The sequence below is a fragment of the Thiovibrio sp. JS02 genome (genome assembly GCF_053485635.1).
Genome location: NZ_CM130715.1, coordinates 2,863,843 through 2,876,835 on the forward strand (window position 1 = coordinate 2,863,843; position 12,993 = coordinate 2,876,835).

Annotated in this window: 14 protein-coding genes and 1 other RNA gene; 4 read left to right on the forward strand and 11 right to left on the reverse strand. The window is 57.6% G+C overall.

Annotated elements, in window-relative coordinates:
* Positions 1 to 5: 5 nt before the first annotated feature.
* The 8 genes from ACUUL3_RS13155 to lexA all read right to left on the reverse strand — a co-directional run bounded on the left by ACUUL3_RS13155 (position 6) and on the right by lexA (position 6,623).
* On the reverse strand, positions 6 to 776 hold the full coding sequence (locus tag ACUUL3_RS13155) for an ATP-binding protein (RefSeq protein WP_011700579.1): 771 nt from the start codon (positions 774 to 776) through the stop codon (positions 6 to 8).
* 26 nt (positions 777 to 802) lie between these two features.
* The gene (locus tag ACUUL3_RS13160; protein ID WP_448552044.1) at positions 803 to 1,819 is read right to left on the reverse strand and encodes a PD-(D/E)XK nuclease family protein; all 1,017 of its coding nucleotides are present in this window, start codon (positions 1,817 to 1,819) and stop codon (positions 803 to 805) included.
* Entirely contained in the window at positions 1,816 to 2,151 is a 336-nt protein-coding gene (locus tag ACUUL3_RS13165) for a hypothetical protein (RefSeq protein ID WP_039644770.1), read from the reverse strand. The genes ACUUL3_RS13160 and ACUUL3_RS13165 overlap by 4 nt, the downstream gene beginning before the upstream one ends.
* A gap of 104 nt (positions 2,152 to 2,255) precedes the next feature.
* Positions 2,256 to 2,840: a sigma-70 family RNA polymerase sigma factor gene (locus tag ACUUL3_RS13170; RefSeq protein ID WP_015721267.1), complete on the reverse strand. Its 585-nt coding sequence runs from the start codon at positions 2,838 to 2,840 to the stop codon at positions 2,256 to 2,258.
* Positions 2,841 to 3,035: 195 nt separating this feature from the next.
* Positions 3,036 to 3,362: a hypothetical protein gene (locus ACUUL3_RS13175; protein WP_013514524.1), complete on the reverse strand. Its 327-nt coding sequence runs from the start codon at positions 3,360 to 3,362 to the stop codon at positions 3,036 to 3,038.
* A gap of 167 nt (positions 3,363 to 3,529) precedes the next feature.
* The gene (locus tag ACUUL3_RS13180) at positions 3,530 to 4,795 is read right to left on the reverse strand and encodes a hypothetical protein (RefSeq protein WP_052269415.1); all 1,266 of its coding nucleotides are present in this window, start codon (positions 4,793 to 4,795) and stop codon (positions 3,530 to 3,532) included.
* Positions 4,788 to 5,954, reverse strand: a complete 1,167-nt coding sequence (locus ACUUL3_RS13185; RefSeq protein WP_039644774.1) for a hypothetical protein — start codon at positions 5,952 to 5,954, stop codon at positions 4,788 to 4,790. The genes ACUUL3_RS13180 and ACUUL3_RS13185 overlap by 8 nt, the downstream gene beginning before the upstream one ends.
* 45 nt (positions 5,955 to 5,999) lie before the next feature.
* Positions 6,000 to 6,623, reverse strand: a complete 624-nt coding sequence (gene lexA / locus ACUUL3_RS13190; RefSeq protein WP_039644776.1) for a transcriptional repressor LexA — start codon at positions 6,621 to 6,623, stop codon at positions 6,000 to 6,002.
* 302 nt (positions 6,624 to 6,925) lie between these two features.
* On the opposite strand from lexA, the gene ACUUL3_RS13195 reads away from it, so the two are divergent.
* Genes ACUUL3_RS13195 through ACUUL3_RS13210 form a run of 4 tightly spaced genes read left to right on the forward strand, consistent with a single transcriptional unit; the run spans position 6,926 to position 9,725 of the window.
* The gene (locus tag ACUUL3_RS13195; protein WP_039644785.1) at positions 6,926 to 7,168 is read left to right on the forward strand and encodes a hypothetical protein; all 243 of its coding nucleotides are present in this window, start codon (positions 6,926 to 6,928) and stop codon (positions 7,166 to 7,168) included.
* 34 nt (positions 7,169 to 7,202) lie between these two features.
* Complete coding sequence (locus ACUUL3_RS13200; RefSeq protein WP_039644787.1) at positions 7,203 to 7,727, forward strand: DUF2924 domain-containing protein; 525 nt, start codon at positions 7,203 to 7,205, stop codon at positions 7,725 to 7,727.
* A complete protein-coding gene (locus ACUUL3_RS13205) occupies positions 7,720 to 9,306 on the forward strand; it encodes a recombinase family protein (protein WP_448552050.1) in 1,587 nt (528 codons plus the stop codon). Before ACUUL3_RS13200 ends, ACUUL3_RS13205 begins: the two co-directional genes overlap by 8 nt.
* On the forward strand, positions 9,303 to 9,725 hold the full coding sequence (locus ACUUL3_RS13210; protein WP_448552052.1) for a hypothetical protein: 423 nt from the start codon (positions 9,303 to 9,305) through the stop codon (positions 9,723 to 9,725). Before ACUUL3_RS13205 ends, ACUUL3_RS13210 begins: the two co-directional genes overlap by 4 nt.
* Positions 9,726 to 10,144: 419 nt before the next feature.
* On the opposite strand, the gene ssrA is transcribed toward ACUUL3_RS13210, so the two are convergent.
* The 3 genes from ssrA to ACUUL3_RS13225 form a co-directional block, all read right to left on the reverse strand.
* Positions 10,145 to 10,499: a transfer-messenger RNA gene (gene ssrA, locus ACUUL3_RS13215) on the reverse strand.
* Between the two features lie 102 nt (positions 10,500 to 10,601).
* Positions 10,602 to 11,051, reverse strand: coding sequence for an SsrA-binding protein SmpB (gene smpB, locus ACUUL3_RS13220; protein WP_448552054.1), 450 nt, complete (start codon positions 11,049 to 11,051; stop codon positions 10,602 to 10,604).
* A 126-nt stretch (positions 11,052 to 11,177) separates the two neighbouring features.
* Complete coding sequence (locus ACUUL3_RS13225; RefSeq protein ID WP_448552056.1) at positions 11,178 to 12,980, reverse strand: GspE/PulE family protein; 1,803 nt, start codon at positions 12,978 to 12,980, stop codon at positions 11,178 to 11,180.
* Positions 12,981 to 12,993 lie beyond the last annotated feature (13 nt).

Consider the following 12,993-nt stretch of genomic DNA (forward strand, 5'->3'; position numbering starts at 1 on the left):
TCTCCTTACTGTTGGGGTTTCGCCGCCGCACTCGCGGTCGGCTCCGGCTTCGGCCGGGCGGCACTCGCCGCAGCTCCGGCTGCCGTGTTGTTGAACGCTTTCATGAAGCTCGGAAAATCGAGGGGGATGACTTCGGGGAGTCGGCCGGTGCGGTCACCGGCGTCGTAGTTGGGACTGGGCTTGGTGCGCATCACGCGCTGCCAGACCGGCTTGCCGTCCTCGCCGGTTTTCATGTCCAGGTCGCAGAACAGGATGAGGTCCACCAGACCGGTGACCAGCTTCCGCGCCTTTTCCGGCAGCGTCGGCACGATGCGGGTGTGTTTGCCGGTCCGGGTCTCGATGTCCCGCTCCTGGGAGTGGGAAATCAGGATCAGCCCGTAGGGCAGGAAGGCGAGCTTGTTGATGACGCGCTGGAACTCGTTGTTGATCAGCGCGTAGCCCTTGCCGTAGCCCAGGTCGGATTCGTGCTCGATCTTGAATTTCTTGCAGACGTAGTCCGAGCACATCTTGTAGGCGTTATCCACCGTGTCGACGACGATGGTCTTGAACTCGTGCTTGCCCTCGGCGATCTCCGCGCAGGCCTGTAGGAGGTCGTCCCAGCAGGTGATCGGGGTCTGGAACACCTCCAGGGCGTTCAGGCCCGGCTCGGTCGCCAGGAACAGTGCGTCATCGGCCTTGGAGCACCAGGTGCTCTTGCCGATCTTGCTCGGGCCGTACACCAGGGCGGTGAGGTCCGAGAGCGTGTGTTTGGGTTTGCTTTTGGTCTTGGGAAGCATGGCTTCGTCTCCTTATGGTTGGGATTTCAAAACACCGGAGCGGCGTCTTCACCGGCTCCGTCCCGCAGCTCTTCGTGCGGGGCGATCCGTTGGAAATGATTTTCGATGACGTTGGGGTTGCCGCCCGAGCGGCAGAGCTGGAAGTAGGCGCAGGGCCTTCCGTACTGGAAGCAGTAGCTGGTGTTGCGGTAGAAGGTGTCGCGCCGACGGGCGTCGAGCATGGCCTTGGAGAGTTCCCACAGCTCCGCCCGCAGTTCCTCGAACTGGTCGCGGGAGATGTAGAGCACCTCGCGATGAAACATGCCCGGCTCGAGGTACTTTTCCTGGAGCCGTTGCTGGAAGGTTTCGTCGTCCTCCGGCAGCTTGCGCTTGGCGCTGCTCTTGCCGGTTTTCGACTTGGCAATCAGCTCCGCCCGGCGGGCCTCGAATTCGGCTTCGGTCTCACCCTTGCCCTGGCGCAACTTGGCCTTGACCAGGACGTTGTAGATGATGCCGCTGACCGTGATGCCGAGGGTCTGCTCCAGGTACCAGGCGTAGAGGATGATCTGGAAATCGGTCCACAGCCGCTCCAGGTAACTGGCGTCGATCTGCGAGGCGGTTTTGTGTTCCAGTAGGAAATACTGGCCATCCTGACGGACGATGCCGTCCACCTTCCCGGCGAGAATGAAACTGCGCGAGGTCGCCCCGGTCGCCGGGTTGACGATGGGACCTTCGAAGGTCTTTTCGAGCGCGACGACCTCGAACGCTTCGGCCGGGTAGTGTTTCGCATAGGCGCTCATCATGGCCCGGGCGAGATGCCAGTCGGCCTGTTGATGGTCGTCCTGCGCCCGGTTCGGATAGGTCCGGTCGATGTGGTCGAGGACCTTGGCCAGATCCCGCTCGCCGTGCCAGCACTCCAGGCAATCGTGAATGACCGAGCCGAAGGCCAGATTGGGGTCGCGCTCTAGCGGCACCAGCTCGTCGATGTAGCGCCACTTGCAGGCCATGCGGCAGTTGCGGAACAGCCGCCACATGGAATAGGTGGTGGTCATCAGCTCGCTCATACCGCCACCCCCGCTTCGGCGGCGGGCGCTGCGCGATGCTTGGAGGTACAGGCGCAACCCGACAGCTGGGATCGTTCGATCAGGACCGAGCGTTCGCCGTATTCCTTGGTGGCGAAGCCAGTGAAGATGCGGGCAAGGTCGCTGCCGACATCGGTGGAGGCGTCGATCACGCAGGTGCGGCGGGCCTTGTCCAAATTGAACCGGCTCTCCATCCGCACACGGGAACGGCCATGCAGGCTTTCGACGGCCAGCATCGCCAGCATGAAAGTGTCTTCCAGTTCCTGGGCCGGGACCGACTCGTCAAAACGGTACTTGTAGGTGTCGTGAGTCATGGTTGAACTCCTCTTTTGTTCAGGTTCTGATTTCCGAGGCCCCGGATAGCCGCACCATGCGGCACGGTGCTTACTTACCGGAGGCGGAGCCGATGCGTCGGAGATCACAGGTAGTCCTCGAGCCCGGCCTCGCGGAACGCGTCCCGGAGCTTGCTCAGCCGGTCGTAGAGGGTGGTTCTGGGAATGCCCATTTCCCGGGCGACTTCGGCCATGGTGCTGTCGTGCAGGCGCAAGCACAGATCCCGGAGCTCTTCCGGCAGCGAGGCGATGGCCTGGCCGAGATCCATGCGGATCTCATGGGCGAGGCGCTCTCTTGTTTCGCGGGTGCCGCCCCCCAGAGAGCCTTCGCTATCCAGGAAATCGATCCGCTCGGTGGTGTCGCCCTCACCGTTGTCGAGGGGTTCGTTGAGTGATGTTTGGCAGAGCCGCCAGTCCCGGCATTGGGCGAACCGGGCCTCCAGAATGGTGGAGATGTGACGTTCGACGATCCGGGCCATGAAGGTGGTCTTCTTGGCCTTGGCGGGATTGAAATGCCGCATCCGCTGCAGCAGATCGATCATCAGTTCCTGTTCGAGGTCGGGTCTGTCGTCCTCGGTGAATCCGGCCTTGCCTACGAGTTGACGTGCTTTGTGCCGAATGAGGTCGGCGGCATACTTGTCGATGCCGTCGTAAGAATTCTGAGAAACCATCGGGGCCTCCTCGGAGCGAGGAGGAGGTCCGCGTGGGTGTCGGCACGGGCCAGATCACAGGACAAAGCTGTCGCGTGGGCGAAGGGGTCGCAGGTACGCCGCCAATTGCCGTATTCGGCTCGGCGACACCCACAACAGCCTCCGCCATGCGTCCAGCTTGTTGTCCAGTGTCTAAGGGTTCAGGTCGTTACGTGTTCAGGCTGCCCGTTCCTCGATACGCATCAGGAACGGGAGACCGTGCTTGATCTCGAGCAGGCAGACTTTTCCGCTGCCCATCTGCGCGAGGTGCTCCAGCAGCGCCACGACCTCTTGCTTGAGAATGAAGTCATCCTGGTCGCGCTCGGGCCGGGGACCGCTCTGTCCGCCCAGCTTGATCTCGCGCTCGATGACCGTGTCAGGGGTGAGTTCCGGCTCGCCGTCGCGGACCGGAATGTTGGTGATGCGGCCGAAGTTGATGTCCTGCATCAGCTCGATGAGTCGCCGCTTCGGTGGGGTGAGATGTGCTTTGTTGACTTGTGCCACTGCCAGTCTCCTTGTTCGGAAGTTCTGGCGCGCCCGGTGGCCAACCCTGTGCTGACCAATAAAAAACGCCGGATGTCGCGCCTTCAAAGCTGAAGGGGCGACATCCGGCGTCGTGCATCACGACAAAGAGCGTCGTGGGAAATTTTTTTAAACTTTTTTTGCCTGGGCTATCCGATCACGGGCTTTGTTTCCCATGATATGGATTCGGAGGGCTGATATCTCATCTCGCCACCGAATTCCAGTGAAGACTCAAGGTGTTCTGCAAAGGCAGTCATTCTGGCATCCTTGAGATTCTTCAAGGTGCGACGAACGGCCTTGCTGACATTATCTCGTGGCTTTCGAAGGGGATCGTTCGCGTGCCTCAGTTTTCCACCTGGCCCTATCATTGCCTTTACTTGAGAAAGGAGCATCTCCCGATTCTCATGTAAATCATCGAGACGTGATAAATCGGAACATTCGCGGGAATTTTCTATTTCTTGATCGATTCGGTTCAATTCGTTTCTGATTTCAGCAGCGGCCTGGTAATCGCCAACTTCCAATCCGCTGGACTCGAGCGCCTTTCTCGTTTCCTCGTCCAAAGTACCTCCGTGGTAGAGATCCAGCACCGAGATATAGCGGCCAGGTGCGGCAAGCAGGAGGGTGAGATATTCGACACCCTTTTGCCTCTCAAATGGGACTGATTCCCCACCTTGGAATCGAATTTGCCATCTGTCTCCGCATTGCCGGAAAATATTTGCCGGTAAAGGATCTGTAGATGCAGCAAAATGGTTATCGGGAAACAATATTCGGAATGGCGATTCATTCCGTATCCGCTTAAGGCGGCCGCCTTCCTGGAAGGCAACTTCCTCGCAAAGTGCCATAAACAGTGCAGCTCTTTGATTCATGAGGCGTTCAGCGCTTCTGCTTAGCAGTTTTCGAGTCGGTGCGAGCAAAACGAAAGGGTTCTGGTTTTCTAAACAAAGCTCACGGACGGTTTCAGTCATATCGTCCTTTTTCTCTGGGAGCGTCAAATAGACCGGAAACACTGTGCCGGTAGAAGGTAGAAAGTCGCCCAATCGCCAAGTATGGCTCAGGATAGGAATAGGCTCTTCGCGGTGCTGAATGTCGAGTGCTCTGCATATCGCCTTATTGACGGCCGACTGTTTGAGCCTGTAGATGAAAGTCTGTTGCCGGACAAGAGGAACCGCCCCAGCTTCCTTCTCCTGGCAGACGGCTACGATTTCGGAGTCCGAATGCACAACGACCTTGCGTGGGCATCCCAGTCCACAATCGGTTGGACAATCCACAGCAGTCGCGTGATTCTTGGTTAGCTGAAGAAAGTGGTCCCGAAACAACGGATACCGATCCCAGCCGGAGAGCGCGTGATCCCAATCGAACAGCGCCGCCGACTTTCCAGGCAGTGCTTCCAGGAACTCCCAGACAGGGTCATTCATCCAGATTCCCTCTGTTCCCCGTAATGAAGCCGCGCAAAAAGAGCCAACGTTCCAGGATTACGGAGTCATCGTCACACCTGAAGCTTGCCCTGTTCCCTGAACTAATAGTGAGCGACCTTGGCTTCTTAACTTCTTTAAATTTCACATAAAAACTAGCCTGTGTAATTCGTCCATGTTGGGGAAACTGAAAGCCTCGATCTCGGAGTGAAGCGAAAAAATCCTCAGATCTCCTGATTTCCTTGTCTTTGTAAGCTCCTGCGTAAGAGAGCTGAACTTCTTTAAGCTTTACGTATTCAAGGCCATCAACATCCTCACACGATAGCGATTCTTCTCCCACCGTGCGCAATGACTCTAAATTAAATTGGCTTCTCTGGCTGAAAAAATTCTCATCACCAAAAAGATGTTTTCCAAACATCTTTCGATACAGTTCCTTTTCTCCTTTCGTTACTGCATGCATTCTTATTTCGCCAATCAGGGGATTGTATATGAGAACATCGAATTTCTCTGGTCTGAAGTATTGGCTCTTAGACTTGCCAGATTCGATAACGGACTCACGATTGAAAGAGCTGCCATGCCTAACTACGATCCATATGTAGTCATCCTTAGAAAATATTTTCACTTTGGAATATTTGCCTTTTCGTTTCTTGGCAAACCATTCATCAAGGTCGTTTTCCAACGCGGTTATTCTTTCTGAGGATGGAATTGTGAAAACTGGCAGAGGAGTAACCACCGTTTTGAAATATTCGAATGAGCGTTTATTGAGAGGCAATAGTTCAGCGATTACTCTTTCGATGATGGATTTATCCTTCATCCAAACCTGAATCGCAAGATCAGCAGGAGTGGCGGTTTCCTCAATCTCGGTGTCGAGTTCTGTCCCGTATATTTCTGCCTGAACTGCTTCAAACCCTTCTTGAGTCGAGACCTCGTTCACATAATACAATGCCTCTGCCAAATCGCCCGGGGTCGAATTGTCCGGGGTCAATAAAACGTGACTGAGCTCGTTGTAATCCAGGCCATCTTCCTCCTGGATTGGTGGCAACTCTACGCCGCGAGCTGAAAAATAGGCGGCATGAGGCTCCAGAAAGGCAATGAGATGCTTCCTGTCGATTCGCCGGAGCATTCCCGGCTTCGAAAAGCGGCGTAGGGTGAATGATGCCATAAGTTACTCCTCTGTTTTGTCGTTACTCTTCCATATCTGTCTCGATCAATTCCGTTTCCATCCAACGATCTTGCCCAGCACGCGAAGGTCATCCTCCGGCCTGACTCGGATCTTCCGTACCTCCGGGTTCTCGGGCACCAATTCGATAAGCTCGTCTTTGATTCTCAGCCGTTTCACGGTCACTTCGTCGTTGAACAGCGCTACAACGATGTCTCCGTCCTCGGCGATGGGCTGCTGCCGCACGATGATCAAATCACCATCGTTGATACCGGCACCGACCATGCTGTCACCCACCGCACGGAGTGCGAAGTGCTGACCGGAACGAACGACGTCCGATTCGACCAGTACTTGGCCGGTGACGTTCTCTTCCGCCAGGATGGGGCAGCCAGCTGCCACCATACCCACAACAGGTACTGAAACCAGGGAGGCAGCCATCTCGCTGGGACGGCGGGCGACGGCAATGCCGCGAGACTTCCCGTCCTCTCGCTTCAGGTATCCCTTGCGCACTAGTTGGTTGATCCGGTCGTGGGCACTCGCCGGGCTGATTTCAAAGATCTCGCTCAGTTCCTTCACCGTTGGAGGGAAGCCCTTGGCATCGACAAAACGACATATCGCTTCGAGCGTTTTCCGCTGCAACGGCGTTATCTCATCCGTCTTCGCTTTGCCCATGGCGTCTCCATTTCTGTTGAAAGACAAAAAGGCGCAATGCGCCAGCAAACCCTAATAATATAAACCTGATGCATATCAGGTCAAGAAATAATCTCACACCTGATTTCCGACACTTCTACGAGCCCCTCGGTAGGTAAGGCATTGAAGAATGCCGGTTTGAAACCGGACGAGCAGTTAGAAACCAGATAACCGACCAGAGGCGGAGCTGAGGCGGTTGTGGGTGCCATCGAACGCGCATCCCGACCGCCACCGTTTTCTGGCATCCACACCATCCAGCCCCCCGGTCCCACCGGAGGTGTTCGATGTTGGATGTACAGGAAATGAATGATGGGCCGGGGCTTGATGACCTTGGCGAAAACGGCAAACCCGGCCGCCTGTCGGGTGAGGCGAGGCTCCAGTCAGCAGCCTCGATTCTGGCCACGGCGGTTCTGCGCCGAAAGGCCAAAAAAGCATGTGTGGGCAATGAGTTAGATGTTTTCGAAGATTCTTCCCCTGTGCTCGGAGAAGGACTTGATTCATTGCCGGAACAGAGCATTCATTCATGACAACTCGTCCGGAAACCAAAATAAGGAGTTGAAAATGAATGAGTTACAGAACGCCGCCTCGGGCGGCAAGAACCAGGACCGAACCCGAAACTCGGTCCTTCGGCAGATGGCCCTGCTGCAATCCATGTCCCTGGAGCAGCTCCGGGAAAAATGGCTCGACCTCTACGGCGAAGAGCCGCCCCAGTACAAGAAGCAATTCCTCATCAAGAGGCTGGCCTATCGCATCCAGGAGCTTTTCTACGGCGGGCTGTCCGAGCAGGCCAAGGTCCATCTCCAGCAGGCCGCCAAGGAGGACCCGGTAGCCACTGTCAATCGACGCATCCCAGAAGAACGGAAATCGAACGAGGCGATCCTGCCCGGAACAAGACTGGTGCGGGTCTGGAACGACCGACGATATGAAGTGACCGTCCTTGCCGATGGCTATGAGTTCGAAGGCCGCACCTTCCGGTCGCTCAGCGCGGTGGCCAGGGAGATCACCGGAACGCGCTGGAACGGCAAGGTCTTTTTCGGGCTGAAGAAGGTTTATGGCAGAAAAGCCGAGGGAGGTTCGGATGCTTGATAACAGCAGTGTCGCGCCGGGCAAGAACAAGACCCTGCGCTGTGCCATCTACACCCGCAAGAGCCACGAGGAAGGTCTCGAACAGGAGTTCAACTCGTTGGATGCGCAACGGGAATCGGCGGAACACTATATCGAAGCCCAGAGAATGCGTGGCTGGACGGCTCTGCCGGATCGCTACGACGATGGTGGTTTCTCGGGCGGGAACATGGAGCGTCCGGGGCTACGCCGCCTGCTGGCGGACATCGATGCCGGGAATATTGACGTGATCGTGGTCTACAAGGTCGACCGGCTGTCCCGCTCGCTGCTGGACTTCATGAAGATGATCGACCTCTTCAACGAGAAGGGTGTCAGCTTCGTCTCGGTCACCCAGCACTTCAGTACCACCGACCCCACCGGCCGGATGTTTCTCGGCATCCTGATCACCTTCGCCCAGTACGAGCGGGAGGTCATCGCCGAGCGTATCCGGGACAAGGTGGCGGCAGCCAAGCGCCGGGGAAAATACTGCGGTGGCGTGCCCATCCTCGGATACGACGTCGACCGGGATAACAAGAAGCTGCTGGTCAACCCGGATGAAGCCAGGACGGTACAGTACATCTTCCGCCGCTTCATCCAGATCGGCTCGGCCAAGAAACTGGGCCAGGAATTGAACGAACAGGGATACCGCACCAAGGCCTGGACCACCAAGAAAGGTAAGGTGCGCGAGGGCTCAGAATGGAATACAGGCCACATCTACCGGCTGCTGAACAACCGGATCTATATCGGCGAGATCGCCCACAAGGACCGTAGTTACCCTGGTGAGCACGAAGGGATCATCGACCGGGCGACCTGGGACAAGGTTAAGGCCATCCTGGAGGACAACAAACCGGTCAAGGTTTCCATGGCCAGAACCAAAATGGTCGCCCCGCTGAAAGGCGTCATCCGCTGCGGCCACTGCGGATGCGCGATGGGTCCGACCTACGCTCGCAAGAACGGCCGCCACTACACCTATTACATCTGCCAGAAGGACAGCAAGCGGACCGTGAGCCGGTGCCCCCTCAAACGGATTCCCGCCGGGGACATCGAGCAGGCCGTAGTCGAGCAGTTAAGCGCGGTGTTCCGCACACCGACGCTGGTCGCCAAGACCTACTTCGCCGCCCGGGATATCGAGCAGGCAGAGCGGGAGCGCCTGTTCAAGCAGAAAGGCCAGCTCGAGATGGAGCTGTCGCAGGCGCGGGAGCAGGCACTTGAACTGATGAAGCCCGGCAACGATCAGCCGGGCAAGGCCGAGATGCTGACGACCGTCAACCGCCAGGCGGTCGAGCTCTCGAAACAACTGACCCATGTGAGCGAGCGATGCAGAGCCTACCAGGGGAACAGCATCACGGAACAGGATGTGTCGGAGGCCTTCCAGAATGTGGAGGGCTTCTGGGAAGACCTTTTCCCGGTGGAGCGGAATCGCCTCATTCGTCTCCTGGTGGACAAGGTGGAGATCCGCGAGACCGGAATCGACATGGAGCTGCGCACCAACGGGCTGACAACGCTCATCGCCGAGCTGGCCGGTCTGGCATGCGAAGTCACGGAGCGGAGGACAAACCGATGAAAATGAAGCCGACCATTACCGTTGCCGACAACGGCAACCTGCAGATCCACATTCCGATGCTGATCCGGCGCATGCGCGGCCGCAAGACGGTCATCGCTCCCCAGGCCCTGGATGGAGAAATCCCCGGAGCGCAGGAACCGGTGCAGTCCGCCGTCCTCCAGGCGCTGGGCAGGGCCTTTTCCTGGGCCGACATCCTCGAATCCGGCCAGATCAGGTCCATCAGCGAGCTTGCCCGTACCCTCGACGTCGATGGCTCGTATGTGGCCCGCATCCTCAAGCTGACGACTCTGGCCCCCGACATCGTCGAAGCCCTGATCAACGGCGAGGAACCCAACGGGCTCTCTCTGGCCAAACTGACCCAGAGCTTCCCCGAGGACTGGGCCGAGCAGCGCCGCCAGTTCGGCTTCGCCACCGACTGACGACCGGACCGGAGACCGCCCCAGAGAGCCGACCATCAGCGTCGGCTTTTCTTCTTTAGGGGGCAGGAAGCCGGAGTTGACCACGCTTCTTTTCATGGCCGAGGCGGGCGATTTCGAAAAAAACGTCCGGTTGCGGCATCGAGCGATGACCTAAGACAACCGCCAAAAACGGCAACCAGCCGCAAACCCATATCAATCAAGGATGTAGCTTTCCGGACGAGCTTCGGACTTCGTCCGGAGAAAACAGAGAATCAGGGGCCAAACAGAGAAAGAAAGGCGGGAGAATGGGGAGAATCGATGGTGCTAAGAGGTGCTTTGGAAAGATGTGAAACGGGCGCAAACCCTTTAGAAACAAGGGGAAAAAGAAAACCCGTCACCCCGGAGAATGACCCCAGAGAGACGGGTTTGTCTTTTCTAAATGGTGGAGGCGGCGGGAGTTGAACCCGCGTCCGAAGATACTCCCCTCCCGATATCTACATGCTTAGTCCTGTTTAGCTGCTTATCGTGCCTTGGCCCCTCCAGGACAAGAGGCTTTCGGCACTATCCTACTGAATTTCGCCATGGGCGCGGCAGGCGCGCGCCTTAGGCTATCCCGCTGGTCGACGTTCCTTCCGGCCGCGCAGGAACAGGCCGGAGGACCGGTAGCCTTTAAGCGGCTACAGCGTAGGCATAGTCGTCTGCGACTATATTTAGCTCTACCTATTTAACGAGGTTGGTAGAAACCTCGGCATGCAACCTGAGCTTACATATCCCCGTCGAACCCGTTTCGCCCCCCTTTTTTTGAGTGCACAATGAAAAGTGAAAAATTACAAGAGCAAAGACAGAACGGTTCCGGGGCGAAACAAGCCCCTGAAAACTTTGCGCCTTTGCGTTAACTCACCGGTACTTCTGCACGGCCCGCTCGATCTCGCGGTCGGTCTGCTTTTTCTTCAGGGTCTGACGCTTGTCGTAGAGCTTCTTGCCCTTGGCCAGCCCCAAAGCGAGTTTCGCCTTGCCCTTCTCGTTGAAATAAATCTTGAGGGGAATCAAAGCATACCCCTTTTCCTTTATCTTGCCAATGAGCTTGTCTATCTCCCGCCGCTTGAGCAGCAGCTTGCGCACCCGCAGGGGATCAGGAGCATCATAGGTGGCATGGCTGTATGGCGAGATATGCACGCTGTGCAGGAAAACCTCCTCCCGCTGCACCTTGGCGTAGCCGTCGCGCAGATTGGCCTTGCCGGCCCGGAGGGATTTCACCTCCGAGCCCATGAGCTGCATGCCCGCCTCGATCTCCGACTCGATGGTGTAGTCGTGATACGCCTTTTTATTTGAACAGACAACCTTCACGGTACAATGCCAACCAGATACGCCATGGGAAATTTCAAGAAAAAAACCCTTGTTCCGCGCGGAACAAGGGAAGCAATGACGACATTATAATGCATTCTTCATAAAAAAGCGAGGGCGCCGGCGCCATTAATCCGCGCCGGTGACCCGCAGTGCCTCTTCGTAGGTGGTGATGCCGCTTTTCACCTTCTGCCAGGCATCCTCTTTCAGGGTGGTCATCCCCTCCCGGATCGCGGTATCGCGGAGTTCCGTCTCGGCCTTCATGGCGCTGATCTGCCGCCGGAGAGTGTCCGACATGGCGAAGATCTCAAAAATGCCGCAGCGGCCGAGATACCCGGTTCCGCGGCATTGCTGGCAACCTTTGCCGCGTCGGAGCTCGATCTCGCCCTCCTCGGTCACCGGCAGGCCCAAGCCCCGCAGATCCTCCGCGGCCATGCGGAAGGTTTCGCTGCAGTGCGGGCAGATCCTCCGCACCAGGCGCTGGGCCATGGCGCCCAGCAGGGTGGAGCCGATCATGAAGGGCTGTACGCCCAGGTCGATCAGACGGCTGATGGAGGAAACCGCATCGTTGGTGTGCAGGGTCGAAAAAACCAGATGGCCGGTGAGCGCGGCCTGAATGGCGTTGGCGGCGGTATCCAGGTCGCGGATCTCGCCGATCATGATGATGTCGGGATCCTGGCGCAGGATGTTGCGGAGGATGGTGGAGAAGGTCACGTCCAGTTGCGCCTGCACCGGAATCTGATTGAACTCCTCATGCACCATTTCCACCGGATCCTCCACGGTGATCACGTTTTTTTCCGGGGTGGCGATCTGCTTGAGGGTGGAGTACAAGGTCGTCGACTTGCCGCTGCCCGTGGGGCCGGTGACCAGCACGATGCCGTGCGGGGCGTACATGAAGCTCTGATAGACCTGAAAATCCCGCTTGGAAAAGCCGATCTTGCCCACGTCCTGAAAAAGAATCTCCGGATCAAGAATACGCAGAACCACCTTTTCGCCAAAGGCGACCGGCACGGTGGAAACCCGGATCTCCGCTTCCTTGCCGCCCCGGTCCACCTTGATGCGGCCGTCCTGGGGCCGCCGCTTTTCCGCGATATCGAGACGCGACAACGATTTGATCCGGGAAACCACGGCGGCATGCACCACCTTGGGCAGCTTGTAAATGGTATGCAGGACGCCGTCGATGCGCAACCGCACCTGGCTCTGCTCGCGCTTGGGCTCGATGTGAATGTCGCTGGCCCGCTGCTCGAAGGCATAGTTGAACATATGGTCCACCGCCGCGGTCACGTGCTGGTCCGAGGAAGCCGCCTCCTCGGTGGAGGAGATGCGCACATACTGCTCAAGATTGCCCAGATCCACCATGGGCCGGGCCAGATGGGTTTCCGCCGCGGTGATGGAGGACTGGAAGCCGAAAAACTCGGCCAACATCTTCCGGATATCGCTCTTGGTGCTCAGATAGGGCTTGGCGGTAAGCTGGTTGGCCCGCTCGATCTCGGCCAGAACCGTATTGCTCTCGGGATTGCAGACGGCAACCTCAAGCACGCCGTTGGCAAAGGAAAAGGGCAGCAGCAGATGCCGGAAGGCGAAGTTCCTGGGAATGGTCTTGGTGACCACCTTCAGGTCGAGCTTCAGGGGGTCGAGCTTGATAAAGGGCAGCCCCCGGTCGGCGGCGATGGCCCGCATGATCAGCTCTTCACTGAGGGGCTGCCCCTTCTTGCCGGGCAGTTCGAGATTCAGGGAAGCGATGATATCCACAAAGGTCAGGGTGTCGTCGCGCTCGCGGCCCGTGTCGTTTTTACGGCGGCCGGCATGCTGACGCAGGAGAAGCTGGCGCTGCTGGGCCTTCCTGGCCAGGATAAACTGCCGCTGCTCGGCATTGATCAAGCGATTGCCGGCAAGAAGATCCAGCAGATATTCTTCGTCATTCAACAACATCGGGCGTCACCAT

Bases quoted from the DNA above. Each gene is read 5' to 3' on its own strand.
- ACUUL3_RS13155 (WP_011700579.1), bottom strand. From the start codon at position 776: ATGCTTCCCAAGACCAAAAGCAAACCCAAACACACGCTCTCGGACCTC.
- ACUUL3_RS13160 (WP_448552044.1), bottom strand. From the start codon at position 1,819: ATGAGCGAGCTGATGACCACCACCTATTCCATGTGGCGGCTGTTCCGC.
- ACUUL3_RS13165 (WP_039644770.1), bottom strand. From the start codon at position 2,151: ATGACTCACGACACCTACAAGTACCGTTTTGACGAGTCGGTCCCGGCC.
- ACUUL3_RS13170 (WP_015721267.1), bottom strand. From the start codon at position 2,840: ATGGTTTCTCAGAATTCTTACGACGGCATCGACAAGTATGCCGCCGAC.
- ACUUL3_RS13180 (WP_052269415.1), bottom strand. From the start codon at position 4,795: ATGAATGACCCTGTCTGGGAGTTCCTGGAAGCACTGCCTGGAAAGTCG.
- ACUUL3_RS13185 (WP_039644774.1), bottom strand. From the start codon at position 5,954: ATGGCATCATTCACCCTACGCCGCTTTTCGAAGCCGGGAATGCTCCGG.
- lexA (WP_039644776.1), bottom strand. From the start codon at position 6,623: ATGGGCAAAGCGAAGACGGATGAGATAACGCCGTTGCAGCGGAAAACG.
- ACUUL3_RS13195 (WP_039644785.1), top strand. From the start codon at position 6,926: ATGTTGGATGTACAGGAAATGAATGATGGGCCGGGGCTTGATGACCTT.
- ACUUL3_RS13200 (WP_039644787.1), top strand. From the start codon at position 7,203: ATGAATGAGTTACAGAACGCCGCCTCGGGCGGCAAGAACCAGGACCGA.
- ACUUL3_RS13205 (WP_448552050.1), top strand. From the start codon at position 7,720: ATGCTTGATAACAGCAGTGTCGCGCCGGGCAAGAACAAGACCCTGCGC.
- ACUUL3_RS13210 (WP_448552052.1), top strand. From the start codon at position 9,303: ATGAAAATGAAGCCGACCATTACCGTTGCCGACAACGGCAACCTGCAG.
- ACUUL3_RS13225 (WP_448552056.1), bottom strand. From the start codon at position 12,980: ATGTTGTTGAATGACGAAGAATATCTGCTGGATCTTCTTGCCGGCAAT.